This window comes from uncultured Piscinibacter sp. (assembly GCF_937952055.1).
GTDB lineage: Bacteria > Pseudomonadota > Gammaproteobacteria > Burkholderiales > Burkholderiaceae_C > Piscinibacter.
Genome location: NZ_CALFYO010000032.1, coordinates 88,120 through 111,787 on the forward strand (window position 1 = coordinate 88,120; position 23,668 = coordinate 111,787).

Sequence of the window (23,668 nt, forward strand, 5' to 3'; positions counted from 1 at the left end):
ATTCCGTGGGCCTCATCGGCCCCTGCTGGCACCGCCGCGCGGCGCGGCGCCCGCACTGCCCTGCGGGCCGGGGCCTGCCGCCCCCGTTCCCGCAGCCGCTGCGCCGAACGCCATGCCGGCTGATTGCCGCGACATGCGCGCCTCGTAGCCCGTGCCATAGGGCTGATGACGCGCGCGAACGGTCAGGCCGCGTTCCGCCTGCATCTCGCCGATGTCCTGTGGACGCGCCTGCGGCTGCACGCGCGACGCCACGCCGGTCCACTGCCCGGCATCGCGTGGCAGCGACAGGTCGAGCGGCTTCGCGGCCGGCGAGCTGGCCGGGCCCGCCGCCTGCGCCGCCGTGGCGGCGCAGGCGGCAAGCAGCAGCATGGCGATGCGACGGAGGGTGCGAACGACCCCAGTCGGTACGGTGGTGGTTCGATGCGTGACCATGGCCGACATGTTGCGCAGCCGCCGTTGCCTGGCGATGTCGAGACTGCAGCAGCGCATTTCATTGCGTTTCAGCAAGCGTCAATGCATGTCCGCGCGGGGCGCTGGCTACACTGCACGGCGATGAATGCCGCCGTGCCGTCACGCATCCTCGTCGTCGATGACGACCCGGCGCTGCGCCAGCTGCTGGCCGACTACCTGAGCGCCAGCGGCTTCGTCGTCGACACCGCGGTCGACGGCCGGCAGATGCACGAGCGCATGGCGCAGGTGGCGCCGGACGCGATCGTGCTCGACCTGATGCTGCCCGGCGAGGACGGCCTGAGCCTCGCCCGCGAGCTGCGCAAGGTCAGCGAGGTGCCGATCCTGATGGTGTCGGCGCGCGGCGAGGAGATCGACCGCGTCGTCGGCCTCGAGGTCGGCGCCGACGACTATCTGCCCAAGCCCTTCAGCCCACGCGAGCTGCTGGCCCGGTTGCGCGCCCTGCTGCGTCGCGCACGGCCGGCGAGCGCGGTGGCGCCGGCAGACGCGCCGCCGGCGACGGGCCAGTACAGCTTCGGCCCCTACACGCTGGACAGCGCCGCCTGGCGGCTGATGCGCGGCGACACCGAGGTGCCGATCTCGACCGCCGAGTTCCAGCTGCTGCGCGTGTTCGTCGAGCACCCCCAACGCGTGCTGTCGCGCGACGACCTGATCGAGCGGTTGAAGGGCTACGAGCGCAGCGCGTTCGACCGCAGCATCGACGTGCGCGTCACGCGGCTGCGCCGTCGCATCGAGGCCGACCCGGCGCACCCCGCCTACATTCGCACCGTGCGCGGCGAGGGTTACCTGTTCAATCCGCAGGGCGAGTCGGCCTGATGGGCGGGCCCCGGCGGCCGGCGGGGCTGGCGCAGCAGTACGCGCGCTGGCTCGCCGCGCTGTTCATCACACTGGAGCTGGTCACCGCGGCGGCGGCGCTGGGCTTCATCTTCCTGCCGATGGCGCGCCGCGCCTCCGACGACCTGGCCGGACTGATGGTGCTGTCCGCGCAGACCTGGAACGAGTTGCCGCCGGAGACCCGCCCGGTGTTCGAACAGGAGCTGGAGCGCAGCCACCACATCGCGCTGCGGCCGAGCATGCAGCCGCCGCCGGACACCCGCCTGCGCCATGGCCCCTACCTGCGCTTCCTCGAGCAGGCCTTCGCGCGCCGCATCGGTCACGAGGTGTTCTTCGTCGAGGAGCCGGCCGCGGATGGCCGGCTCTGGCTGTGGACGGCGGTACCGGCCGCCGGGCGCACGATGGGCGTCGGCTTCGCGGCGGACCGCATGAAGACGCGACCGCTGGGCGCACTGGCACTGCCTTTCGGCCTCGGCATGCTGATGGTGGCGCTGCTGTCCTGGTGGCTGGCGCGGCGCATCGTGCAGCCGATCGCCCAGCTCGAGCAGGCGGCGGCACAGCTGGCGCGCGGCGCCAGCCCCGCGCTGCTGCCCGAGACGGGTCCGCGCGAACTGGCCGACCTGGCGCGCCACTTCAACCGCATGGCGCTGCAGGTGCGCGAGTTGCTGGATGCGCGCACGACGCTGTTCGCCGGTGTGTCGCACGACCTGCGCACGCCGCTGGCGCGCATGCGACTGGCGCTGGAGATGCTGTCGATGCGCCCCGACCCGGCGCTGCTGGCGCGGCTGGAACGCGACATCGAGGAGATGAACGCGCTGATCGGCCAGATGCTCGAGATCGCGCGCGGCATGAACAACGAGACGGCCGGCGAATTCGAGCTGTGTGCCTGGCTGCGCGAGCGCGCGCAGGCACACGACGCTGCGGCGCGCTCGGCCGGCGCGCAGTTGTCGGTGCAGTGCGACGAGACGATCCGCGTGCACGCCGCGCCCGGTGCACTGGCGCGCATCGTCGACAACCTGCTGAGCAATGCCCTGCGCTACGCACCCGGCCCGATCGAGCTGGTCGCCCGTGCCGCCCCGCCGGGCGAGGCGGGCCGCGTGACCATCCGCGTGCTCGACCGCGGTCCGAGCATCGCGCCGGACCAGCGGGCGCTGGTGTTCCGTCCCTTCCACCGCGCCCCGGGTCAGGGCGACCCGGCGCCGGGCGCCTTCGGCCTCGGCCTGGCGATCGTGCAGCAACTCGCCCGCGCCAACGGCTGGCAGGTCGGGCTCGACCCACGCGAAGGCGGTGGACTGGACGCGTGGGTGGTGGTGCCGGCGGCCTAGCGCCGCGTCGAGCGTGCGCGCAACCGCGCCTCGTGCAGGGTGCCGAGCGTGATCTTGCGCACCTCGGCCTTGCTCTGCTCGATGTGGCTCCTTAGCAGCAGCTGCGCCTGGTCGAGCTTGCGCTGCAGCACCGCGCGCAGGATCTTCGCGTGTTCGGCGTAGGTGGCGTCGACGCGGTCCTCGCGCGTGAAGTCCAGGCGCCGCACGATGCGGATGCGCTCGGTCACGTCCCAGTGCACCTTGGCGATCTCGCCATTGCCGGCGGCGCGCACCAGCGTGGCGTGGAACTGCTCGTCGAGCGCGCCGACCTCGCGCATGTCGGACAGCCGCTCGGCGACCGGCACCAGCCAGGCGGACTTCAGGGCCTCGAGCTCCGGCGGGTCGCTCTCGCGCGCGCACAGCCGCGCCACGCTGGCCAGCTCGAGCAGCACGCGCAGGTCGTAGAGCTGGTCGAGGCGGTCGAAGTCGATCGGCCTGACGTACCAGCCGGCCTTGCTCTCGACCTCGAGGAACCCTTCGTTGCGCAGCCGGAACAGCGCCTCGCGCACTGGCGTGCGGCTGACGCCCAGCCGCGCGCTCATCTCGTTCTCGGAGAAGCGGTCGCCGGGCAGCAGCTGGAAGTCGTGGATCAGCGCCTTGAGCTGCGCATAGGCCTGCTCCGCCAGGTTGCTGCGGATGCTCTCGGTCGGTGGCGAAGAAACGGCGCGCAGCGGCATGAAGCGAGTCTACGGTGCGGGCGAAGCGGCGAAGTGGCAGGCGACGCGCTGCGGCCCCAGCGCGCGCAACGGTGGGGCCTCGCGTGCGCAGCGGTCTTCGCCGCGCGGGCAGCGGCCGTGGAAGCGACAGGCGTGCGGCGGCGGATCGATCGGGCTGGCGACCTCGCCCGACAGGCGGATGCGCGGCCCCTGGCCAGGGATCGCCGACACCAGCGACTGCGTGTACGGATGCTTGGGCGAGCGGAACACCTGCTCCGACGGGCCGACCTCGACCAGCTTGCCGAGGTACATGACTGCCACGCGGTCGGTGAGCAGCCGCACCACGTTGAGGTCGTGCGAGACGAACAGCAGCGACAGGCCCAGCTCGGCGCGCAGCTGCTCGAGCAGCTGCAGCACCACCGCCTGCACGGACACGTCGAGCGCGGCGGTCGGCTCGTCGAGGATGAGCAGGCGTGGCTTCACGGCCAGCGCACGCGCGATGCCCACGCGCGCCTTCTGCCCGCCCGAGAGCTGGTGCGGGAAGCGCGACAGCAGCGCGGCCGGCAGGCCGACCTGCGCCGCCACTTCCTCGACGCGCGCGTCGGCCGCGCCGCGGGCCAGCCCGGACAGCAGCGTCAGCGGCTCGCGGATCGCCTCGCGCGCGGTGAAGCGCGGGTTCAGGCTGTCGGTCGGGTCCTGGAACACCATCTGGATCGCGCTGCGCTGGGCCGCCTTGGCGAAGCGCCGCGCCGGCAACGCCGCGAGGTCCTCGCCGTCGAAGACGATGCGGCCTTCGCTCGGATCGAGCAGGCGTGCGATCAGACGCACCAGCGTGCTCTTGCCGCAGCCCGATTCGCCGACCAGGCCGAGGCTCTCGCCGGCGGCCAGCGAGAGCTCGAGGTCGTCGACGGCGTGCAGCTGACGCCCCCCCGCCAGGGCGAAGCGCTTGTGCAGCCGCTCGATCTGCAGCAGGGGGGCGCCGGGCGTTTGCGTGGCCGCGGCCCGCGGCGCGGCCGGTGCGAGGGAATTCATCAGGGGCACGGCGTCAAGCATGGTGGGTCGGGCGGCGCGAGCGCGCCGGTGGTCCGAACAGCGGGTGCCAGCAGGCGGCACTGTGCGCCGCAGCCGGGTCGAGCGACGGGCGCTCGTGCATGCACAGTTCGCTGCGCCGCTCGCAGCGCTCGGCGAAGCGGCAACCGGGCAGGTCGTCGCGGCGCAGGTCGGGCAGGTTGCCCGGCACCGGCTCCAGCGACTGTGCGGTGCGCGTGCGCTCGTCGGGCGTGGAGCTGAGCAGCCGCGCGGTGTACGGATGGCGCGCCTGGCTGAAGAGCGCGCGCGCCGGCGCGGCCTCGACGGCATGGCCGGCGTGCATCACCACGATGCGGTCACAGTGGTCGGCGGCCAGCGCGAGGTCGTGCGTGATGAACAGCGTGGCCATCTGCCGCTCGCGCGCCAGCGACGTGAGCAGGTCCATCACCGCGGCCTGCGTGGTCACGTCCAGGCCGGTAGTCGGCTCGTCGGCGATCAGCAGCGCGGGCCGGCAGGCCAGCGCCAGCGCGATCATCACGCGCTGGCACATGCCGCCGGACATCTCGAACGGGTAGGCGCCGTGGCGCCGCTCGGGATCGGAGATGGCCACGTCGCGCAGCGCCTGCACGGCACGCTCGTGCAGGCTGGCGCGCAGGTCGGCGCCGCGCGCGGCGGCATGGCGGCGCAGCACGTCCTCGATCTGCGGGCCCACCGGACGGATCGGGTTGAGCGCGGTGCGCGGGCTCTGGAAGATCATCGAGATCTCGCGGCCGCGCAAGTCGGCGAGGGAGCGCTCGTCGGCCTTCAGCAGGTCGAGGCCGCCGAACATCGCGCTGCCGCTGGTGACCTTGGCGGCGCGGTCGGAGATGCCCAGCAGCGCATAGCTCAGCACCGACTTGCCCGAGCCGCTCTCGCCGACCAGGCCGACGATCTCGCCCCTGTGGATGCGCAGGTCGACGCCTTGCAGCGCGTGGACGGTACCGCTGCGGGTGCGGAACTCGAGGCCGAAGTCGGTCACCTCCAGCAGGGGTGGGGCGCTCATGTCCTCCTCCGCGGATCGAAGATGTCGCGCAGCGCGTCGCCCAGCAGGTTGAAGGTGAACACCGCCAGCATCAGCACCGCGCCGGGGAAGAAGCTCACCCACCATTCGCCGGAGACGATGAACTGCGCACCCTCGGCCACCAGGATGCCCCACTCCGGCGTCGGCGGCCGCACGCCCAGGCCGATGAAGGACAGCCCGGCCGCATTGAGGATCGCCCAGCCCATGTTCAGGCTCACCTGCACCATCGCCGGCGGCAGGATGTTGGGGAACAGGTGCACCGCGAGGATGCGCACGTCGCCGTTGCCCGACAGCCGGGCCGCCTCGATGAAGCCGGCGCCACGCCGCACATTCGCCTCGGCCCGCGCCACGCGGATGTAGAAGGGCAGGTTGATGATCGCCGTGGCCAGCACGATGTTGCCCACCGTGTTGCCCAGCGCGGCGACAATGCCCATCGCCAGCACGAACAGCGGGAAGGCCATGATGGTGTCGGAGACGCGCGTGATCGCGGTGTCCCACCAGCCGCCGAAGAAGCCGGCGGCCAGGCCCAGCGCGATGCCCAGCGCGAAGGACAGCGCGACGGCGCTGATCGCGATGCCCAGGTCCAGGCGCGTGGCCACCAGCGTGCGCGAGAAGATGTCACGGCCTAGCGCGTCGGTGCCGAACCAGTGCGCCGCCGACGGCGGCTGCAGCGCCGCGGTCGCGTTGCTGGCCAGCGGGTCGTGCGGCACGATCGCCGGGCCGACGAGGGCGACCAGGATGAACAGCAGGAACAGCGCCGCGGCGACCAGGGTCACCGGATTCTCGGACAGGACGTGGCGGATGTGCTTGAGCGTCTCGTTCATCGCTCAGGTCTCCAGCGAGACCCGCGGGTCGATCAGCGTGTACAGCATGTCGACCAGCAGGTTGAGCAGCACGAACAGCACGCCCATCGCCAGCACGAAGCCCTGGATCGGCGCGTAGTCGCTGGCCGTCAGCGCGTCGATGGCGTAGCTGCCCACGCCGGGCCAGCCGAACACCTTCTCGATCACCACGCTGCTGCCGAGCATGAAGCCGAACACCATGCCCAGCGTGGTCACCACCGGCAGCAGCGCGTTGCGCAGCGCGTAGGTCACCAGCACGGTGCGGCTGGTCAGCCCCGAGGCGCGCGCGGTGCGGATGAAGTCGCTGCCCAGCACCGCGAGCATCGAGGCGCGGGTCATGCGCGCGATCGGCGCGAGCACGAAGATCGCCATCGTCAGCACCGGCAGGACCAGCTGCTTGAAGCAGGCCCACCAGAGGCCGGCATCGCCGGCGATCAGCGCATCGATCAGGTAGAAGCCGGTGACCGTGGCCGGCGGCGACCACATCGGGTCGAGCCGGCCCAGCGGCGACGGCGCCCAGCCGAGCAGGAAGTAGAAGACATAGGCCAGCACCAGGCCGGTGAAGAAGGTCGGCAGCGACACGCCGGCGGTGGTCACCAGCCGGCACAGCTGGTCGACCCACGAGCCCGGCCGCGTCGCCGCGAGCACGCCCAGCGGCAGCGCGATCGCGCAGGCCAGCGCGAGGGCCAGCAGCACCATCTCGATCGACGCCGGCAGCCGCATGAGCAGCTCGTTCAGCACCGGCTGGCCGGTGGTCAGCGAGGTGCCGAGCTCGCCGCGCGACAGGTCGGCCACGTAGCGGAAGAACTGCTCGATCAGCGGCTTGTCCAGGCCGAGCTGGACGCGCACCTGGTCCACCGCTTCCTGCGTCGCCGCGCCGCCGGCGAAGTAGGCGGCCGGGTCACCGGGCAGCGCGCGGGTGAGCAGGAAGGTCACGATGATCACGCCGAGCAGGTTGGGCAATGCGCCGAGCAGGCGCCTGGCGATGACCTTGATCACGAAAGCGCCCTCTCGACCTCGGCCAGCGGCGCCGCCCAGCCGACGATGCCGCCTTGCGCGACGACCATCTCGACCACCGCGGCGTGAAACTCGGGGAAGTAGCTCGCCGCGCAGTCGGTGACGAGCAGGCACTCGTAGCCGCGGTCGTTGGCCTCGCGCATCGTCGTCTGCACGCAGACCTCGGTGGTCACGCCGCCGATCAGCAGGTGGGTGATGCCCTGCGCATGCAGGATCGCGTCGAGGCTGGTGGCGTAGAAAGCACCCTTGCCCGGCTTGCGCAGCACCAGGTCGCCGGGCTGGGGCAGCAGGTCGGGGACGAAGCCGGCGCCCGGCTCGCCGGCCACCAGCACACGGCCCAGCGGGCCGGGGTCGCCGATCCCGCACGCGAGGCCGCCGCGGGCCTTCTTGCTCGGCGGGCAGTCGGCCAGCTGCGGGTCGTGCGCCTCCTGCGTGTGGATCACGGTCATGCCGTGCCGGCGCGCCAGTGCCAGCAGCCTCGCGCAGGCCGGCACGATGGGCGAGAGCCTGCTGACGTCGTTGCCCAGCATCGCGCCGAATCCGCCGGCCTCGAGGAAGTCGCGCTGCATGTCGATCATCACCACGGCGGTGTGCGCCGGATCGAACGGGAAGTCGTAGGGACGGGCGTGGATGGTCTTCGTCACGCGGCCTCCGCCTGCGGTTCGTGGCGGTCGCCCGCCATGGCGCGGCCGATCGCGCCGATGTCGGCCTGCGCGGCGGGGCAGGCCATCGCGATGTGGCCGTGCGACAGCACCAGCAGCCGCGACGACAGCGCGAGCAGCTCGTCGAGGTCCTCGCTGATCAGCAGCACCCCGGCGCCGCCGTCGCGTGCGGCACGCAGCCGCGCATGGATCTCGGCGGTGGCCTGGAAATCGAGCCCGAAGCACGGGTTGGCGACGATCAGCAGGCGCGGCGGCGTCGGGTCCGGCGCCAGCTCGCGCGCCAGCACGGCACGCTGCACGTTGCCGCCGGACAGCGTCTCGATCGGCGCCTCCGGCCCCGGCGTCTTGACGCGGTAGGCCTCGATCTGCGCCAGCGCCTGCGTGCGCATGGCCGGGCGCGACAGCCAGGCGCCGCGGGCCAGCGGCGCGCGGTCGAAGTTGCGCAGCGCCAGGTTCTCGGCCACCGACAGCCTGCCCACGCAGCCGTTGTGCAGCGGCTCCTCGGGCAGGCTGCGCACGCCGAAGCGCTCCATCTGCGCGCGGGTCGGCCGGTACGGCTGGCCGTCGATGGCCACCTCGCCGCCAGCCACCGGCATCGCACCGGTCAGCGCCGCCAGCAGCTCGCGCTGGCCGTTGCCGGAGACGCCGGCCACGCCGACGATCTCGCCGGGCATCACTTCGAGCGACAGGCCGTCGATGGCGCGTCGCCCTTCGTGGCCGTCCACCACCAGGCCGCGCAGCGCGAGTCGTGCCGGCCCGCCGGCGGCCACCGGCGCCGTGGCGGTGGACTGTCCCGAGGTCGCCGCCGGCAGCGCCGCCGCGTCCGTGGCCACGCCCATCATCCAGCCGGCGAGCTCGTCGCGCGAGGTGGCCGCCACGCGGGCCGCGCCGGTGCGTCGGCCGCGGCGCAGCACCGTCACCTCGTCACAGAAGCCGAACACCTCGCGGAACTTGTGCGTGATGATGAGCACGGTGAGCAGGCCGTCGCGGCACATCGCCTTGACGCGGCCGAGCACCTCGTCGGCCTCCTGCGGCGTCAGCACCGAAGTCGGCTCGTCGAGCACCAGAAAGCGCCGCTTCGCATACAGCGCCTTGAGGATCTCCAGCTTCTGCTTCTCGCCGGCGGCCAGCTCGGCCACCCGCGCATCGAGCGCGAGCGGGAACGGCGCCGTGGCCATGAAATCGGCCAGCTTGTTGCGCTCGTGCTTCCAGTCGATGAAGGCGCCGAGGTCGCGCTGCGCCAGCGCGAGGTTCTCGGCCACCGTCATGCCCGGCACCACGGTGAAGTGCTGGAAGATCATGCCCAGGCCGAGCGCCGCGGCGTCCTTCGGACTGCCGATCGCGCGCTCGCGGCCGTCGACCATCACGCTGCCGGTGTCGGGCCTGTAGAAGCCGATCAGCGACTTGACCAGCGTCGACTTGCCCGCGCCGTTCTCGCCGAGCAGCGCATGGAAGCTGCCGGCCTCGACGGTCAGCGACACGTCGTCGAGTGCCTGCAGCGCGCCGAAGCGTTTGCTGAAGTTCAGCATCTCGACCTTGGCGGCGCCGGTCGGCTCGATCTGCGGCGGGATCAGATCACTCATGGCCGTTCAACCCAGCGCGGCGAGGATCGCCGCCGACGAGGCCACCGCGCCGAACACGCCACCCTGCATCGTCACCATCTTCAGCGCGGCCTCGTGGTTGCCGCGGTCGGTGGCGCCGGTGCCGTCGCTGACGATCAGGCATTCGAAACCGCGGTCGTTGGCCTCGCGCATCGTCGTGTGCACGCACACGTCGGTGGTGATGCCGGTGAGGATCAGGTTGCGGATGCCGCGCGTGGTCAGGATCAGCTCGAGATCGGTGGCGCAGAACGAACCCTTGCCCGGCTTGTCGATGATGGGCTCGCCGTCGGCGGGTGCGAGCTCGTCGATGATCTGCCAGCCCGGCTCGCCGCGCACCAGGATGCGGCCGCAGGGGCCGGGGTCGCCGATGCCGACGCCGCCCTCGCCGATCTGTCGCGATCGCCAGCGCTTGTTGGCCGGCAGGTCGGCGAGGTCCGGGCGGTGGCCCTCGCGGGTGTGGATCACGTGCATGCCCAGCGCCCGTGCCTTCGCGAGCAGGCTCTTGATCGGGCCGATCGGTGCACGCGTCATCGACAGGTCGTAGCCCATGCGGTCGACGTAGCCGCCGAGGCCGCAGAAGTCGGTCTGCATGTCGATGATCACCAGCGCGGTGTTCGCCGGCGTCCAGTCGCCGTCGAAGGGCCAGGCATAGGGGTTCGCATCGACGGTGGCGAAGGGCTTCATGGGGGGCGTCCTTGGTCAGCGGTTCAGCGACAGTTCGCCGGGCGCGCCGTGGCTGGGTCCGGGCTTGCCCAGGCCGACCAGCAGCGCCAGCGTCAGCGCATAGGGCAGCGCGGCCAGCAGGTAGTAGCCCTGGCTGTAGCCCAGGGCCTGCAGCGCCGGGCTGATCGCGCTGGCGCCGCCGAAGAGCAGCCCGGCCAGTACGCAGCGGCGCGGGTCCCAGCGCGCGAAGATGACCAGCGCCACGGCCATCACGCCCTGGCCGCTGGACAGCGCCTCGCTCCACGCGCCGGGATAGACCAGCGACAGGGAGGCACCGCCGACGCCCGCGCAGGCACCGCCGAAGGCCGTCGCGGCGATGCGGTAGGCGGTGGGCGAGAGGCCGAAGGCGCGCGCGGCGTTCTCGCTGTCGCCGACCACGCGCAGGCGCAGGCCGAAGCGGGTGCGGCCCAGCGCCCACCACGTCGCGAAGGCGAGCGCGAGGCCGAGCGCGAAGAGCGGATTGATGGCCAAGGCCGCCTTCACCGGCGCCAGCGTCGACCAGTCGCCCAGCGCGATCGGCGGCAGGCCCGGCGCGCTCGGCTGGATCAAGGGCTTGCCGAGCCAGAACGCGAGGCCCGAGCCGGCCAGCATCAGTGCGATGCCCATCGCGGTGTCGTTGACGCGGTTCAGGCTGCACAGTGCGCCGTGCAGCGCGCCGAGCAGGATGCCGACGCCGGCCGCGGCCAGCACGCCGAGCCAGGGGCTGCCGCTGGCCAGGGAGACGGCGAAGGCGGTCATCGCGCCCATCAGCAGCGTGCCCTCGAGGCCCAGGTTGATGCGGCCGGCCTTCTCGGTCACCGTCTCGCCCAGGCTGACCCACAACAGCGGCGTGCCGACGCGGATTGCGCCGCCGAGGATGGCCAGGGGCACGCCCCACCAGCCCAGCGCACTGGCGTCACTCATGCCCGCCCCTTGAAGAACGACCGCCCGCGCAGCGTCTCGCAGGCGATCAGCGCGACAAAAGCAAAGCCCAGCAGCACGGTCACCGAGGCATCGGGCAGGCCGAGCCGGCGCTGCAGCAGGCTGCCGCTGGCGGCGATGCCGCCGACCAGGATCGCCACCGGCACCACGCCGGCCGGTGAGAAGCGCGCCGCGAAGGCGATGAGGATGCCGCTGTAGCCGTAGCCGGCGATCAGCGACGCATTGGCCGCGCCGTGCACCGCCCCGACCTCCACCGCCCCGGCCAGGCCCGCGCAGGCGCCGCCGGCTGCGCAGGCGCCGATGGTCAGCGTCGACACCGGCAGGCCGACCCCCAGCGCCGTGCGTGCGTTGCCGCCGGCCACGCGCAGCGCCAGGCCCAGCGGGGTGAAGCGCATCACCCCCCAGGCCAGCAGCGCGGCGAGCAGGCCCAGCAACAGCCCGTAGTGCACGTCGAGGCCGGGCAGGGTCGGCAGCATCAGCGCATCGGGCAGCGGCTTCGTGGACGGCTTGTTCAGGCTGGCCGGGTCGCGCAGCACCGTCTCGACGCACTGGTTGAACAGCGCGATGGCGATGAAGGACATCAGCAGACCCGAGATCGTCTCGTTGACCTCGCGCTTCTCGCGCAAGAGGCCGACCAGGCCGATCCACACGCCACCGGCCAGCATGCCGGCCAGGGCCATCGCCGGCCACACCAGCCAGGCGCCGGCCTGCGCCGCGGCGAGCACATTGCCGAAGGCCGAGGCGGCCAGGCCGCCGAGCACCAGCGCACCCTCGTTGCCGATGATCACCCGCCCGGCCTGCGCCGGCAGCGCCACCGCCAGGCCGGTGAGGATCAGCGGCGCGGCGCGCTGCAGCGTGTTCTGCCAGGCGAACGCGTCGCCGAAGCCGCCGAGCAGGATCAGCCCCCACACTTCCAGCGGGCTGAAGCCGGCCAGCGCGACGGCGACGGAGAAGAGCAGCACCGTCAGCGCCAGCGCGGCAGCCGCCGGCGCCAGCGCCTGCGCCAGGGCGCGCACCTTCGGTGCGGCGGCCGCCGCTTCGGCGGCGGGCATGCCGGCAGCAACGGGGAGGCTGCTCATGCGGTCGGGCCCGTCAGCCGGGAAGCGATCCGACCACACCCTCCACGAGGTAGTTCATCCGCTCCAGTTCGGCATCGAACTGGTCGAGGTTCTTGCCCGCCGGGATGACCACCGAACCCTTGTTGTCCTTCAGGCCGCCCTTGAAGATCGAGTAGCCGCCCTTGATCATCGCCGCCTTGATCTCGTCGGCCTTGGCCCGTGCCGCCGCGCCGACCGCCGCGCCGTACGGCGACATCTTCACGTAGCCGTCCTTCAGGCCGCCACGCAGGAAGTTGGGCATGGCCGCGCCCGACTGCGCCGCCTTGATCTGCGCGTTGTAGGGCGTGGCCCAGTCCCATTCGGCACCCGTGAGGTAGCCCCTGGGCGCCAGCGCGGCCTGGCTCGCGTGGTAGCCGCTGGAGAAGATGCCGCGCTTCTCGGCCGTCTCGACGATCACCTTCGGGCTGTCGACGTGGCAGGTCAGCACGTCCACGCCCTGGTCGATCAGGCTGGTCGCGGCCTCGGCCTCCTTCACCGGCATCGACCACTCGCCGGTGAAGATCACCCGCGTGGTGATGCTCGGGTCGACCGAGCGTGCACCCATCGTGAAGGCGTTGATGTTGCGCAGCACCTGGGGGATCGGCTTGGCGGCGATGAAGCCGAGCTTCTTGGTCTTGCTGGTGTAGCCCGCGACGACGCCGGCGAGGTACTGGCACTCGTCGATGTAGCCGAAGTAGCTGCCGGTGTTCTTCGGGTGCTTGCCCTCGGTCCACATGCCGCCGCAGTGGGCGAAGCGCACCTTGGGGTACTTCTCCGCCATCTTCAGCATGTGCGGGTCGAAGTAGCCGAACGAGGTCGGGAAGATCAGCGAGGCCTTGTCCTGGTTGATCATTGCCTCCATGGTCTTCTGCACGGCGACGGTCTCGGGCACGTTCTCTTCCTCGACCACCTTCACGCCGGGCAGCTTCTTGATCGCCGCGGCGGCCTGTGCCTGCGCCTGGTTGTAGCCGAAGTCGCCGCGCGGGCCGACGTAGATCACGCCGACGGTGATCGGCGTCTGGGCGAGCGCGACGCGCAGCGCGCCGGGCAGCACCATGGATCCGGCGCCCAGCGCGCCGGCGGTCAGCAGCTGGCGGCGCAGCGCATCGGGGGTGGGATGGCTCATGCGGTTCTCCTCGTTCAAGATGGTGTGGAAACGGGCGGCGGCAACAGGCTCACGTGGGCGGCGACCACGCGCCAGCCGCCATGCCCCGGGGCGGCGGTGCGCACCCAGGTCTGGCTCTGGCGGCCGCTGCCGGTGGGCCGTACGAACTCGGTCATCGCGGTGGCGAAGTCACGACCGAAGGTGGTGATCACGGTGTTCTTCAGCGCGCGCTGCAGGCCGACGGGCGAACGGGCCGCGCGGAAGGCGCGGATGGCCTCGATGCCGACCAGGTTCTCGGCCACGCCGTAGCGCACGGTGTGCGGCGAGTCCCAGAACAGCGCGTCGAGCAGGCTCACGTCGTTGCTGACGAGCGCGTGCTCGTAGATCGCGAAGACCGCGCTGACCTCGGCATGCACGTCGGGCAGGTTCACGTCCACGTGCATGCCCCTTACTGCAGCGCCGCTGCCGGCGATGCGGCCAGCCCCAGCGACTCGAGCTGCGCCGCGACGCGCAAGGCGTGGTCCTCGCGCCATGGCGCGGCGATCACCTGCACGCCGATCGGCAGGTGCGGCAGCGCCGGATTCATGCCCCACAGCGGCACGGTCACCACCGGCAGGCCGATGCACGAGATCGGCTGCGTCAGCAGCCCCAGGCTCGGGCGCGCCGGCAGACGCTGACCGTCGATCTCCAGCCACTCGGTGCCGATCGCCGGCGCGACGCAGGGGGTGGCGGGGGCGAGCAGCACGTCGACGGTCTCGAACACGCGTGCGAGCTGGCGGGCGAAGGCATGGCGCACGCGCTGTGCCTGCACGATCCAGGCCGCGGGCAGCAGCGCGCCGGCGAGGAAGCGGTCGCGTGACAGCGGCTCGAAGTCCTGCGCCCGCCTCGTCAGGTCGGCCAGGTGCAGGTTGGCGCCTTCGGCGTTGGTGATCAGGAAGGCGGCGGCGCGCGCCCGGTCCACGCCGTCGAGCTCGACCAGCCGCGAGGTGCCCAGCGCCTGCGCGACCGCGTCGACCGCGGCGGTCGCCTCGGGCATCGCCATCTCGCGGAACCAGCCGCCGAGCACGGCCACGCGCAGGCCTTCGGCGCGTGCATCCAGTTGGGTGCGCGTCGGCTCGGGCGGGCGTTGCGCGCAGTGCGGATCGTCCGGCGCCGGTCCCTGCATCGCGTCGTAGGCGAATGCGAGGTCGGCCACACTGCGTGCGAACGGGCCCAGGTGATCCAGGCTGGCGGCGAAGGGGTAGCTGCCCAACCGCGGCAGCCGGCCATAGGTCGGCTTCAGGCCGAAGGTGCCGCACAGCGACGAGGGCACGCGGATCGAACCGTTGGTGTCGGAGCCCAGCGTGATCGGCACCTGACCCGCAGCGACGGCGGCGGCCGAGCCCCCGGAGGAGCCGCCGGAGATGCGCGCGAGGTCGTGCGGATTGCGCGTCGGCCCGTAGTGGGTGTTCTCGGTGGTGAAGCCGTAGGCGTACTCGTCCATGTTGAGTGCGCCCACCAGGATCGCACCGGCCGCCTCCAGCCGGCGCACCAGCAGCGCGTCGCGCGTCGCAGGCGGCGCGTCGCGCTCGATCTTCGAGCCGGCCAGCGTCGGCAGGCCGGCGACGTCGAACAGATTCTTCACCGCGAAGGGCACGCCGGCCAGCGACAGCTCGGCGCGGCGCGTGTGCTTGTCGATCTGCGCCGCGCGCCTGAGCGCTCGCTCGGCGAGCACGGCGGTGAAGGCGTTGACCTTCGGCTCGGTGGCGGCGATCCGCGCGAGGCTGGACTGCACGGCGCTGCTCGCCGACAGCGCGCCGGAGCGCACCTGCGCCGCGATCTCGACGGCCTTCATGCGACGGGTCCTCGTGGCGGGACCGGGCGGAACACGCTGCCGGACTCGTCCTCGTGCGTCAGCGGTTCGGCCAGCACCCGCTCGGCCATGCCGGCGGCGAGCGCGAAGAAGGCGTTCACGCCGGGCCGGTGGTCGGCGGCGATCGGCAGGCCGAGCGCGTCCGCGTTCGCCCTCACGATGGCGTCGACCTGCTGCGGCGAGAGCGCGCTCATGGCTCAGGCCTTCGAGAGCTGCCGATAGTCCGGCTGCAGGTGGAACCAGTACATGTAGCCCTGCACACCCTTCTGCATGGCCACGTCCATGGTCGGCTGGAACAGCGGCACGCGCGGCACCTCGTCGTAGGCGATCTGGATCATGTCCTTCACGAACGAGTCGTACAGCGTCTTGCTCTCGGCGAAGCGCGCGTTGCTGATGATCTTGTCGAGCTTGGCGTTCTGGTAGCTCATCGTGTTGAACACCGCGTTCTGGCCGTGGTAGCACCAGAAAAAGAAGTACTCGGGGAAGTCCAGCCAGCCGCCGAAGCGGTTGATGACCATTGGCAGGTCCTTCTTCAGCAGCGCCGCGCGCCAGGTGGCGCCGGGAATCTTGTTGATCTGCGCCTTGATGCCGATCTGCGCGAGCGATTCCTGGATCAGGATCGCCATCGGCTCGCTGATCGTGCCGCTGCCGAGGTCGAAGCTCAGCGTGGTCTCGAAGCCGGCGCCGGCGCCGGCCTCGTCCATCAGCGCCTTGGCCTTCGCGAGGTCGGTCTTGTAGGGGGTGGGCTGCGGCCAGGCGGTGCTGGTGACCTTGGCGTTCGGCGCACCGTACAGCTTGATCGCGCGTCCATACAGCGCGTTGTCGAACATCTTCTCGTAAGGCAGCACCAGCGCCACCGCCTGACGGATCTTCGGGTTGTCGAACGGCGCCTTGGTGACGTTCATGCCGAGGTAGAACATCGCGTTCTCGATCGGCGTGCTGGTCACCTTCACGGCGGCGCCCTCCTTCGACAGCTCGGAGAAGTCCTTCGGCGGCAGGTCGTAGGTGATGTCGATGTCGCCCTTGAGCAGCAGCGCGCGGCGGTTGCCGGCGTTGGGCACCTCGCGCTGCACGACCCGGCGCAGCTTGGGCAGCGCGCCGCTCTTCCAGTCGTCGAAGCGCACGTAGACGATCTCCTGCCCGGGGCGGAAGGCCTCCACCTTGAAAGCGCCGCCGCCGGCGGTGTTGTTGCGCGTCCAGGCCAGGCCCCAGGGGTCCTGCGGCGTCGCGTTCTTCTTCACCAGCTCGCTGTTGAAGATGCACGGCACCGGCACCGCCAGATCGTTCATCGTCAGCTTGTCCTTGCGCAGGAACTTGACCAGGAAGGTGTGGTCGTCGACAACGACGAATTGCTCGGGCTTCTCCAGCGACCCGGCGGCCATCTGGAAGGTCGGGAAGCCGCCCACCGTCACGGCGCGGTCGAAGCTCCACTTGACGTCCTTCGCGGTCACCGGGGTGCCATCGTGGAACTTGGCGTTCTTGCGCAGCTTGAAGGTCACCGAGCCGCCGTCCGGCGCGATCTGCCAGCTCTCGGCCAGCTCGGGGTCGAGCTTGTTGCGGTCGTAGACGACACGGCCGTCGGGCAGGGTCTTCTTGCCGTAGGTCATCAGCCGGTCGTAGCAGAGCCAGCTCACGCCGTAGGCCGGGCGGTTGGCGCCGACGGTATGGATGTCCAGCGAGTTCGGTCCGAACTCGTTGGCGACGACCAGCACGTCCTTCGGCCGGGCCTGGGCCTGTGCGGCGATCGGCAGTGCGCCGAGGGCGGCAGCGGCGCTGCCCGACTGGATGAAGCGACGACGGTCCATCGATGACTCCGGTTCAGTGAAGAGAGGCGAGATAGGCGCGCCAGCCGCCGAATGCGCTCACGTCGGGCGCCGCGGCAGCGGCGTGCGCCTCGCAGAGGAAGCCGTGCACGCGCCGGCCGTCGGCCAGTTCGATCGAACCGAGGCCGAGTGGCGCGGGGATCAATGCAAGAAAGCTGCCTACCGCCGACTGCGGCATCGCCCAGATTTCGAGCGCGATGGCAAGACCGCTCGCTTCGTCGCGCACCAACCCGGGCTTGGGCGGCACCGTGCCGGGCAGTGCATGCAGCCGGTAGCGTGGCGCAGTGGTCGTGGCCTCGAGCAGGGTGGCACCGCGTTCGATCAGCTGGCCGTTGAGCGGCAGGCCCGACAGGTGCGCGCCGACCACGGCGATCGGCAGCAGCGGCTCGCTGCACGGCCAGGCGGCCGGCGGCTGCGCGGGCAGCGTGCGCATCGCGCCCGTGGCCCCCAGCGGCAAGGCCGTCGCGCTCTGCCAGCGGCGCGCGAAGCGGGCCAGCGCCGCGTCGTGGCCGGAGCGCGCGATGAAGCTCACGCCGAAGGGAAGCTCCGTGGCGGTGGTGCCGGCCGGCACCGCGATCGCGCACCAGTCCAGCAGGTTGACGAAGTTGGTGTAGCGGCCGAGCTGCGAGTTGACGCCCACCGGATCGGCGTCGACATCGGCGAATCGCGGGTGGCCGGTGGTGGTGGGCACCATCAGCAGGTCGCAGCTCGACCAGATCGCGGCGGCGCGCTGCGCCAGCTCGCGCAGACGGTACTGGGCGACGAACGCGTCGGTGGCGCTCATCTCGAGCGCGCGCGAGATGACGCGCCGGACCGTGTCGTCGAAGGCTTCGGGGTGCTGCGCCAGCAGCGTGCGCACCGCGGCGTGGCGCTCGGCCACCCATGGGCCGTCGTAGAGCAGCGCGGCGACCTCGTGCAGCGGCTCGAAATCCACCGTCACCACCTCGTGGCCGAGGGTGGCGAGACGTTCGATGGCCTGCGGCCAGGCCGCCACATAGCCTGCGTCGCCGAAGAACTCGGTGCGGCCCGGCACGCCGACGCGAAGGCGCGGCGCCCACGCGGCCGGACCCGGCGCGAAGCGGCTGTAGGCGTCGGCGGCGTCGGCGCCTTCGATGCCGGCGAGCACCGCGGCCGCGTCGTCGACGGTGTGGGCGAACACCGAGACGCAGTCCAGGCTGCGGCAGGCCGGCATCACGCCGACGGTGCTGACCCGCCCCGGCGTCGGCTTCAGCCCGACGATCTGGTTGAAGCCGGCCGGTACGCGGCCCGAGCCGGCGGTGTCGGTGCCCAGGGAGAACGGCACGTCGCCGCGCGCGACGAGCACCGCCGAGCCCGAGCTCGATCCGCCGCTGATGCGCTCAGGGGCCAGTGCGCTGGCAGGCCGCCCATAGGGCGAGCGCGTGCCGACCAGGCCGGTGGCGAACTGGTCGAGGTTGGTCTTGGCGATCCATACCGCGCCAGCTGCCTCGAGCCGCTGCACCACGCTCGCGCTGCGCGCCGCGCGGTGCGCGAAGGCCGGGCAGGCCGCCGTGGTCTCGACACCCCCGACGTCGATGTTGTCCTTCGCCGCGAAGGGCACGCCGAACATCGGCATCGCCGCGAGCAGCGCGGCGCGGTCGGCATGCGCCGCGGCCGCGCCATCCAGCGCGGCGAGTCGCGCACGCAACTCGTCGTCCTTCACCAGGCGGATCACCGCCGGGTCGGCGCCGCGCGCAGCAAGCCGCTCGCGCAGCGCGCCCAGCAATGCCGCCGGCGAGGCGCCGTCGCGGTAGGCCTGCTGCCAGTCAGCGAGCGTGACGGGGGGCGGAATCACGGTTTGGGTGCACCTGCTGGTATACAAGCAGGAATGCAGCAGAAACCATGCCATGGCCCGCGCAAGGGGGTGCACCTCCGGGAGGGCGAATCAGCGCAGCGCCGGGCGTGGTCGCGGCGCGAGCCGCGGCGGTGCGCCGCGCGCCGAATTGGGGCGCGTGCGGCTCAGCGCAACGCGAAGTCCGCGACGATGCCCGCGAACGCCGCGAATCCGACCCAGTGGTTGAGGCGGAAGGCGCGGAAACAGCCGTCGCGGCTGCGCGCGCGAATCAGCGTGTAGTGCCAGCCGGCGATGACCGCCGCCGCAGCGAGTCCGGCGAAGTACGGCCAGGACAGCCCGAGGCTTGCGCCGAGCCAGGCCCAGATGGCCACGAAGCCGGCGTAGAAGGCCATCACGCCGGCGACGTCGAAGCGGCCGAGGGTGATCGCCGAGGTGCGGATGCCGATTTTCAGGTCGTCGTCGCGGTCGACCATGGCGTACTCGGTGTCGTAGGCGAGCACCCAGAACAGGTTGCCGAGCAGCAGCCACCAGGCCAGCGCCGGCACCGCGCCGGTCACCGCCGCGAAAGCCATCGGAATGCCGAAGCTGAACGCCACGCCCAGCACCGCCTGGGGCATCGAGAAGAAGCGCTTGGTAAACGGATAGAAGATCGTCACCGCCAGCGCCGCAAAGCTCCACAGGACGGCGGCGAGGTTGGTGGTGAGCACGAGCAGGAAGGCGACGAAGGCGAGCGCCGCGCCGAACACCAGCGCCGCGCGCGCGCTCAGCGCGCCGCTGGTCACCGGGCGCTGCGCGGTGCGCTTGACGTGGCGGTCGAACTCGCGGTCGGCCACGTCGTTGACGGCGCAGCCGGCGCTGCGCATCAGGAAGGTGCCGAGCACGAAAACGGCCAGCAGATGCCAGCCCGGAAAGCCCTGTGCGGCCAGCCACAGCGCCGACAGCGTCGGCCACAGCAGCAGGTAGGTGCCGGCGGGGCGGTCCCAGCGGATCAGGTTCAGGTAGAGCGCCAGGCGCGACGGGGCGGCGAGCGTGTTCATGACTGCCATTGTGCGATGTCCTGGCGAAGCCCCTCGGGGCCTGCCATTGCACTTGCACATGAATGACAATTGATCTAATCTTTCATCTGACATGCGTACAGCGTCCCTGCCCTCACGCCGCCAGCCGGCCCCCGATGCGGCGGCGCAGGCGGCCGTGCTGGCCACCGCCACCCAGCGCGCGGCTGCGCTGCTGGGCCTGAACGGCGCGGCGCTGGCGCGCATCCTCGGCGTCAGCGAGGCCACGGTGTCGCGCATGCTGCGCGGCGAGCGCGGTCTATCGCCGGACTCCAAGGAGGGCGAGCTGGCGCTGCTGCTGGTGCGCCTGTACCGCTCGCTCGACGCGCTGGTCGGCAACGATGAGCCGCGCCGTCTGGCCTGGATGCGCAGCCACAACGACGCACTCGGCGGCGTGCCGGCCACGATGATCCTCGGTGCGCAGGGCCTGGTGGCGGCCGTGGCCTACCTCGACGCGATGCGCGCGCCGGTCTGACAGGGACCATGCAGCCCTGGCGCGACGACTGGTTCGCCACGCCGCTGCGCAGCGCCTCGTCGCTGCTGTGGCGCGGCGTCGAGGCCCAGCACCGCGTGGCGACGCTGCGCCTGGTCGACAGCCTGGACGACCAGGCCACGCTGGAACGCCTGCTCGAAGCCAGCAAGCCGGCGCTGCCGACCGCCGCCGAAGGACTGCACTACCTGCTGGCCACGCCCTTCCGCTACCGCTCGCCCTACGGTTCGCGCTTTCGCTCCGGCACCGACCCGGGCGTCTGGTACGGCGCGAAGGAGCGCGGGACCGCCTGCACCGAGGTCGGCTACTGGCGCTGGCGCTTCCTGATGGACAGCGAGGGGCTGCGAGACGGCGAGCTGGTCACCGAGCACACCTTCTTCCAGGCCCAGGTGAAGGGCGTGGTTCTCGACCTGCGCCGCGCGCCCTGGTCGGCCGCCGCCGATGCCTGGACGCTGCGCAGCGACTACGGCCCCTGCCAGGCCCTGGCCCGCGCGGCGCGTGCGCACGGCAAGGCGCAGTGGATCCGCTATGCGTCGGTGCGCCGCAGCGGCGGCACCTGCGGCGCGGTGCTGGCCCCGCAGGCCTTGAGCCTGCCGGCGGCGCACAGCCTCGAGACCTGGGTGTGCAAGGTCACCGCCACGCAGGCGCTGATGCTGCACGACGAAGACCGGTTGACGATCCCGATCGAGACCTGAGCCGGCTCAGCCGTCCATCTGCTTGTGGAAGACCAGACCCGCGTGCTCGCGCAGCGCGTGGAACCTGATCTTCGGCCAGTTCTCCTGCATCGCGCGCAGCTCACCGGCGTATTCCAGCAGCACGCAGGGCGCATCCACCGCGTCGTAGGCGACGCGGTGCGAGTTGCCGTCGACGAAGCGCTTGAGCTCGCGCTCGCCGCCGTCGGCGTCGTCGCAGGTCACCCAGCGCGCCACGTTGTAGCGCGCCGGCTGGATGCGCGCCTTGCAGCCGTATTCGTGCTCGAGGCGGTGCGCCACCACCTCGAACTGCAGCTGGCCCACCGCGCCGAGCAGCAGCATCGAGCCGCCCACCGGGCGGAACACCTGGATCGCGCCCTCCTCGCCGAGCTGCGTCAGGCCGGCGCGCAGCTGCTTGGTCTTCAGCGGGTCGGCCACCTCCACGGTGCGGAACATCTCCGGCGCGAAGAACGGCAGGCCCGTGAACTGCAGGCTCTCGCCCTCGGTGAGCGTGTCGCCGAGCTGCAGCACGCCGTGGTTGGGAATGCCGATGATGTCGCCGGCGAAGGCCTCGTCGAGCAGCTCGCGGCGCTGCGACAGGAAGCTCACCACCGTGTTGGGCCGCAGTTCCTTGCCCGAGCGCACCACCTTCAGCCGCATGCCGCGCTCGAAGTGGCCCGAGGCCACGCGCACGAAGGCGATGCGGTCGCGGTGTGCCGGGTCCATGTTGGCCTGGATCTTGAAGACCACGCCGCTGAACTTGGGCTCGTCGGGCTGCACCTCGCGCTGGATGGCGTGGCGCGGGCCCGGGCTGGGCGCCAGGTCGACCAGCGCGTCGAGCACCTCCTGCACGCCGAAGTTGTTGATCGCCGAGCCGAAGAACATCGGCGTCTGGTGGCCCTCGAGGAACTGCTGCTCGTCGAAGGCCGGCGCGGCCTCGCGCACCAGCTCCACCTCGCCGGCCGCCTGCGCGTAGGCAGCGCCGAAGCGCTCGGCGAGTGCGAGATTGGCCAGGCCGTCGATGATCTCGTCGCCGCCATCCTTCATGCGGTCCTCGCCGGGCGAGAACACGCGCATCTGGTCCTTGCGCAGATCGAGCACGCCGCCGAACACCTTGCCCATGCCGACCGGCCAGGTGAAAGGCACGACCGACATGCCGAGCTCGCGCTCGATCTCGTCCATCAGCGCCAGCGGCTCCTGCACCTCGCGGTCCATCTTGTTGACGAAGGTGAGGATGGGCGTGTTGCGCGCGCGGCAGACCTGCAGCAGCCGCCGCGTCTGCGGCTCGACGCCATTGGCCGCGTCGATCACCATCAGCGCAGCGTCCACTGCGGTGAGCACGCGGTAGGTGTCTTCCGAGAAGTCCTGGTGGCCCGGCGTGTCCAGCAGGTTGATGACGCAGTCGCGGTACTCCATCTGCATCACCGACGAGGCCACCGAGATGCCGCGCTGCTTCTCGATCTCCATCCAGTCGGAGGTCGCATGGCGCGAGGCCTTGCGTGCCTTCACGCTGCCGGCGATCTGGATCGCGCCGGAGAACAGCAGCAGCTTCTCCGTCAGCGTGGTCTTGCCCGCGTCAGGGTGGGAGATGATGGCGAAGGTGCGGCGGCGCCGGACCTGGGGGGTGAGATCGGACATGGGGCCGCGATTATCCCTGTCCGGCTGATGCACACTGCGCCGCATGCCGGAACTGCCGGACATCACCGTCTACGTCGAGAGCCTGGCAGCCAGGCTGCAGGGCGCGACGCTGCAGCGCGTGCGCGTGATGAATCCCTTCGTGCTGCGCACCGCCGTGCCGCCGGTGGGCAACGCCGAGGGTCGCCGCGTCGCCGGGCTGGGGCGGGTCGGCAAGCGCGTGGTGATCGCGCTCGACGGCGAGTACTTCCTCGTCATCCACCTGATGCTCGCCGGCCGGCTGCAGTGGCTGGCGGCCGGCGCCAGGCCGGCGAAGAGCGCGCTGCTCGCGCTCGAATTCGACGCGGGCACGCTGGTGCTCACCGAAGCTGGCACGCGGCGCCGTGCTTCGCTGCACCTGCTGGCCGGCCGGGAGGCGCTGCAGGCGGCCGACCCGGGCGGCATCGAGCCGCTCGGCAGCGACAGCGCAGCCTATGCCCAGCGCCTGCAGGCGGAGAACCACACGCTGAAGCGCTCGCTCACCCACCCCGCGCTGTTCAGCGGCATCGGCAACGCGTATGCGGACGAGATCCTGCACCGCGCTCGCCTCTCCCCCGTGGCGCTGAGCCGTTCGCTGAAGCCCGAGGAGATCGAGCGCCTGCGCGACGCCGCCCAGGCCGTGCTGCGCGAGTGGACCGATCGGCTGCGCGAAGAAGCGTCACGGGCCGGGGGCTGGCCGAAGCGCGTGACGGCCTTTCGCTCCGAGATGGCGGTGCACGGCCGCTTCGGCCTGCCCTGCCCGGTGTGCGGTGCGCCGGTGCAGCGCATCGTCCACGCCGACAACGAGACCAACTACTGCGCGCGCTGCCAGACCGGCGGCAAGTTGCTCGCCGACAGGGCGCTGTCGCGCCTGCTCAAGGCGAGCTGGCCGCGGCACATCGACGACGTGTGAG

The 23,668-nt window shown here is 71.6% G+C and carries 24 protein-coding genes; 5 read left to right on the top strand and 19 right to left on the bottom strand.

The features are described 5' to 3' along the window. Positions 1-12: 12 nt before the first annotated feature. Complete coding sequence (locus Q0599_RS23115) at positions 13-369, bottom strand: hypothetical protein (protein WP_298834944.1); 357 nt, start codon at positions 367-369, stop codon at positions 13-15. Between the two features lie 183 nt (positions 370-552). On the opposite strand from Q0599_RS23115, the gene Q0599_RS23120 reads away from it, so the two are divergent. Further along, positions 553-1,284: a response regulator gene (locus Q0599_RS23120; protein ID WP_298834946.1), complete on the top strand. Its 732-nt coding sequence runs from the start codon at positions 553-555 to the stop codon at positions 1,282-1,284. Further along, positions 1,284-2,627 carry an ATP-binding protein gene (locus Q0599_RS23125; protein WP_298834948.1) on the top strand — a complete coding sequence of 448 codons (1,344 nt, stop codon included), beginning with the start codon at positions 1,284-1,286 and terminating at the stop codon, positions 2,625-2,627. The genes Q0599_RS23120 and Q0599_RS23125 overlap by 1 nt, the downstream gene beginning before the upstream one ends. Here the strand turns inward: Q0599_RS23125 and Q0599_RS23130 are convergent. From Q0599_RS23130 to ubiA, 17 genes are all read right to left on the bottom strand, one after another. Beyond that, positions 2,624-3,343, bottom strand: a complete 720-nt coding sequence (locus tag Q0599_RS23130) for a GntR family transcriptional regulator (RefSeq protein WP_298834950.1) — start codon at positions 3,341-3,343, stop codon at positions 2,624-2,626. The two genes, Q0599_RS23125 and Q0599_RS23130, sit on opposite strands and share 4 nt — an antisense overlap. Before the next feature lie 9 nt (positions 3,344-3,352). After that, complete coding sequence (locus Q0599_RS23135; RefSeq protein WP_298834952.1) at positions 3,353-4,354, bottom strand: ABC transporter ATP-binding protein; 1,002 nt, start codon at positions 4,352-4,354, stop codon at positions 3,353-3,355. 13 nt (positions 4,355-4,367) lie between these two features. Continuing rightward, a complete protein-coding gene (locus tag Q0599_RS23140) occupies positions 4,368-5,393 on the bottom strand; it encodes an ABC transporter ATP-binding protein (protein ID WP_298834954.1) in 1,026 nt (341 codons plus the stop codon). Next, entirely contained in the window at positions 5,390-6,235 is an 846-nt protein-coding gene (locus tag Q0599_RS23145) for an ABC transporter permease (RefSeq protein ID WP_298834956.1), read from the bottom strand. The genes Q0599_RS23140 and Q0599_RS23145 overlap by 4 nt, the downstream gene beginning before the upstream one ends. 3 nt (positions 6,236-6,238) lie before the next feature. Next, positions 6,239-7,252 (bottom strand): ABC transporter permease, encoded by a 1,014-nt coding sequence (locus tag Q0599_RS23150; protein ID WP_298834959.1) that lies wholly within the window; start codon positions 7,250-7,252, stop codon positions 6,239-6,241. Then, positions 7,249-7,914 carry a cysteine hydrolase gene (locus Q0599_RS23155; protein WP_298834961.1) on the bottom strand — a complete coding sequence of 222 codons (666 nt, stop codon included), beginning with the start codon at positions 7,912-7,914 and terminating at the stop codon, positions 7,249-7,251. Before Q0599_RS23155 ends, Q0599_RS23150 begins: the two co-directional genes overlap by 4 nt. Further along, positions 7,911-9,515, bottom strand: coding sequence for an ABC transporter ATP-binding protein (locus tag Q0599_RS23160; protein WP_298834962.1), 1,605 nt, complete (start codon positions 9,513-9,515; stop codon positions 7,911-7,913). The genes Q0599_RS23155 and Q0599_RS23160 overlap by 4 nt, the downstream gene beginning before the upstream one ends. A 6-nt stretch (positions 9,516-9,521) precedes the next feature. Then, positions 9,522-10,217: a cysteine hydrolase family protein gene (locus Q0599_RS23165; RefSeq protein ID WP_298834964.1), complete on the bottom strand. Its 696-nt coding sequence runs from the start codon at positions 10,215-10,217 to the stop codon at positions 9,522-9,524. A 15-nt stretch (positions 10,218-10,232) separates the two neighbouring features. Then, positions 10,233-11,159: an ABC transporter permease gene (locus Q0599_RS23170; protein WP_298834966.1), complete on the bottom strand. Its 927-nt coding sequence runs from the start codon at positions 11,157-11,159 to the stop codon at positions 10,233-10,235. After that, positions 11,156-12,256, bottom strand: coding sequence for an ABC transporter permease (locus Q0599_RS23175; RefSeq protein ID WP_298834968.1), 1,101 nt, complete (start codon positions 12,254-12,256; stop codon positions 11,156-11,158). The genes Q0599_RS23170 and Q0599_RS23175 overlap by 4 nt, the downstream gene beginning before the upstream one ends. Before the next feature lie 13 nt (positions 12,257-12,269). After that, positions 12,270-13,331, bottom strand: coding sequence for a BMP family ABC transporter substrate-binding protein (locus tag Q0599_RS23180; protein WP_298835212.1), 1,062 nt, complete (start codon positions 13,329-13,331; stop codon positions 12,270-12,272). A gap of 83 nt (positions 13,332-13,414) precedes the next feature. Further along, positions 13,415-13,816 (bottom strand): oxalurate catabolism protein HpxZ, encoded by a 402-nt coding sequence (gene hpxZ / locus Q0599_RS23185; RefSeq protein ID WP_298835213.1) that lies wholly within the window; start codon positions 13,814-13,816, stop codon positions 13,415-13,417. A gap of 11 nt (positions 13,817-13,827) precedes the next feature. Continuing rightward, complete coding sequence (locus Q0599_RS23190; protein ID WP_298834970.1) at positions 13,828-15,213, bottom strand: AtzE family amidohydrolase; 1,386 nt, start codon at positions 15,211-15,213, stop codon at positions 13,828-13,830. Beyond that, the gene (locus Q0599_RS23195; RefSeq protein WP_298834971.1) at positions 15,210-15,425 is read right to left on the bottom strand and encodes a DUF4089 domain-containing protein; all 216 of its coding nucleotides are present in this window, start codon (positions 15,423-15,425) and stop codon (positions 15,210-15,212) included. The genes Q0599_RS23190 and Q0599_RS23195 overlap by 4 nt, the downstream gene beginning before the upstream one ends. A gap of 3 nt (positions 15,426-15,428) precedes the next feature. Beyond that, a complete protein-coding gene (locus tag Q0599_RS23200) occupies positions 15,429-17,036 on the bottom strand; it encodes an ABC transporter substrate-binding protein (RefSeq protein ID WP_298834973.1) in 1,608 nt (535 codons plus the stop codon). Between the two features lie 13 nt (positions 17,037-17,049). Further along, complete coding sequence (atzF, locus tag Q0599_RS23205) at positions 17,050-18,921, bottom strand: allophanate hydrolase (RefSeq protein ID WP_298834975.1); 1,872 nt, start codon at positions 18,919-18,921, stop codon at positions 17,050-17,052. A 110-nt stretch (positions 18,922-19,031) separates the two neighbouring features. After that, complete coding sequence (gene ubiA, locus Q0599_RS23210) at positions 19,032-19,904, bottom strand: 4-hydroxybenzoate octaprenyltransferase (protein ID WP_298834977.1); 873 nt, start codon at positions 19,902-19,904, stop codon at positions 19,032-19,034. A 91-nt stretch (positions 19,905-19,995) separates the two neighbouring features. Between ubiA and Q0599_RS23215 the strand changes: the two genes are divergently transcribed. Both Q0599_RS23215 and Q0599_RS23220 read left to right on the top strand, forming a co-directional pair. Next, positions 19,996-20,394 carry an antitoxin Xre-like helix-turn-helix domain-containing protein gene (locus Q0599_RS23215; RefSeq protein ID WP_298834979.1) on the top strand — a complete coding sequence of 133 codons (399 nt, stop codon included), beginning with the start codon at positions 19,996-19,998 and terminating at the stop codon, positions 20,392-20,394. 8 nt (positions 20,395-20,402) lie between these two features. Further along, entirely contained in the window at positions 20,403-21,104 is a 702-nt protein-coding gene (locus tag Q0599_RS23220; RefSeq protein WP_298834981.1) for an RES family NAD+ phosphorylase, read from the top strand. 6 nt (positions 21,105-21,110) lie between these two features. Here Q0599_RS23220 and Q0599_RS23225 read toward each other — a convergent pair whose 3' ends face one another. Then, complete coding sequence (locus Q0599_RS23225) at positions 21,111-22,739, bottom strand: peptide chain release factor 3 (protein ID WP_298834983.1); 1,629 nt, start codon at positions 22,737-22,739, stop codon at positions 21,111-21,113. Between the two features lie 43 nt (positions 22,740-22,782). On the opposite strand from Q0599_RS23225, the gene Q0599_RS23230 reads away from it, so the two are divergent. Beyond that, positions 22,783-23,667 carry a DNA-formamidopyrimidine glycosylase family protein gene (locus Q0599_RS23230; protein ID WP_298834985.1) on the top strand — a complete coding sequence of 295 codons (885 nt, stop codon included), beginning with the start codon at positions 22,783-22,785 and terminating at the stop codon, positions 23,665-23,667. Position 23,668: the final 1 nt, after the last annotated feature.

Excerpts from the sequence above, each read along its gene's own strand:
- Q0599_RS23190 (WP_298834970.1), bottom strand. The coding sequence starts at position 15,213 with ATGAAGGCCGTCGAGATCGCGGCGCAGGTGCGCTCCGGCGCGCTGTCG.
- Q0599_RS23170 (WP_298834966.1), bottom strand. The coding sequence starts at position 11,159 with ATGAGTGACGCCAGTGCGCTGGGCTGGTGGGGCGTGCCCCTGGCCATC.
- Q0599_RS23165 (WP_298834964.1), bottom strand. The coding sequence starts at position 10,217 with ATGAAGCCCTTCGCCACCGTCGATGCGAACCCCTATGCCTGGCCCTTC.
- Q0599_RS23180 (WP_298835212.1), bottom strand. The coding sequence starts at position 13,331 with ATGGTGCTGCCCGGCGCGCTGCGCGTCGCGCTCGCCCAGACGCCGATC.
- Q0599_RS23125 (WP_298834948.1), top strand. The coding sequence starts at position 1,284 with ATGGGCGGGCCCCGGCGGCCGGCGGGGCTGGCGCAGCAGTACGCGCGC.
- Q0599_RS23145 (WP_298834956.1), bottom strand. The coding sequence starts at position 6,235 with ATGAACGAGACGCTCAAGCACATCCGCCACGTCCTGTCCGAGAATCCG.
- Q0599_RS23175 (WP_298834968.1), bottom strand. The coding sequence starts at position 12,256 with ATGAGCAGCCTCCCCGTTGCTGCCGGCATGCCCGCCGCCGAAGCGGCG.
- Q0599_RS23230 (WP_298834985.1), top strand. The coding sequence starts at position 22,783 with ATGCCGGAACTGCCGGACATCACCGTCTACGTCGAGAGCCTGGCAGCC.
- Q0599_RS23225 (WP_298834983.1), bottom strand. The coding sequence starts at position 22,739 with ATGTCCGATCTCACCCCCCAGGTCCGGCGCCGCCGCACCTTCGCCATC.
- Q0599_RS23195 (WP_298834971.1), bottom strand. The coding sequence starts at position 15,425 with ATGAGCGCGCTCTCGCCGCAGCAGGTCGACGCCATCGTGAGGGCGAAC.
- ubiA (WP_298834977.1), bottom strand. The coding sequence starts at position 19,904 with ATGAACACGCTCGCCGCCCCGTCGCGCCTGGCGCTCTACCTGAACCTG.
- atzF (WP_298834975.1), bottom strand. The coding sequence starts at position 18,921 with ATGGCATGGTTTCTGCTGCATTCCTGCTTGTATACCAGCAGGTGCACC.
- Q0599_RS23140 (WP_298834954.1), bottom strand. The coding sequence starts at position 5,393 with ATGAGCGCCCCACCCCTGCTGGAGGTGACCGACTTCGGCCTCGAGTTC.
- Q0599_RS23120 (WP_298834946.1), top strand. The coding sequence starts at position 553 with ATGAATGCCGCCGTGCCGTCACGCATCCTCGTCGTCGATGACGACCCG.
- Q0599_RS23200 (WP_298834973.1), bottom strand. The coding sequence starts at position 17,036 with ATGGACCGTCGTCGCTTCATCCAGTCGGGCAGCGCCGCTGCCGCCCTC.
- Q0599_RS23130 (WP_298834950.1), bottom strand. The coding sequence starts at position 3,343 with ATGCCGCTGCGCGCCGTTTCTTCGCCACCGACCGAGAGCATCCGCAGC.
- Q0599_RS23115 (WP_298834944.1), bottom strand. The coding sequence starts at position 369 with ATGCTGCTGCTTGCCGCCTGCGCCGCCACGGCGGCGCAGGCGGCGGGC.
- Q0599_RS23160 (WP_298834962.1), bottom strand. The coding sequence starts at position 9,515 with ATGAGTGATCTGATCCCGCCGCAGATCGAGCCGACCGGCGCCGCCAAG.
- Q0599_RS23135 (WP_298834952.1), bottom strand. The coding sequence starts at position 4,354 with ATGAATTCCCTCGCACCGGCCGCGCCGCGGGCCGCGGCCACGCAAACG.
- Q0599_RS23215 (WP_298834979.1), top strand. The coding sequence starts at position 19,996 with ATGCGTACAGCGTCCCTGCCCTCACGCCGCCAGCCGGCCCCCGATGCG.
- Q0599_RS23220 (WP_298834981.1), top strand. The coding sequence starts at position 20,403 with ATGCAGCCCTGGCGCGACGACTGGTTCGCCACGCCGCTGCGCAGCGCC.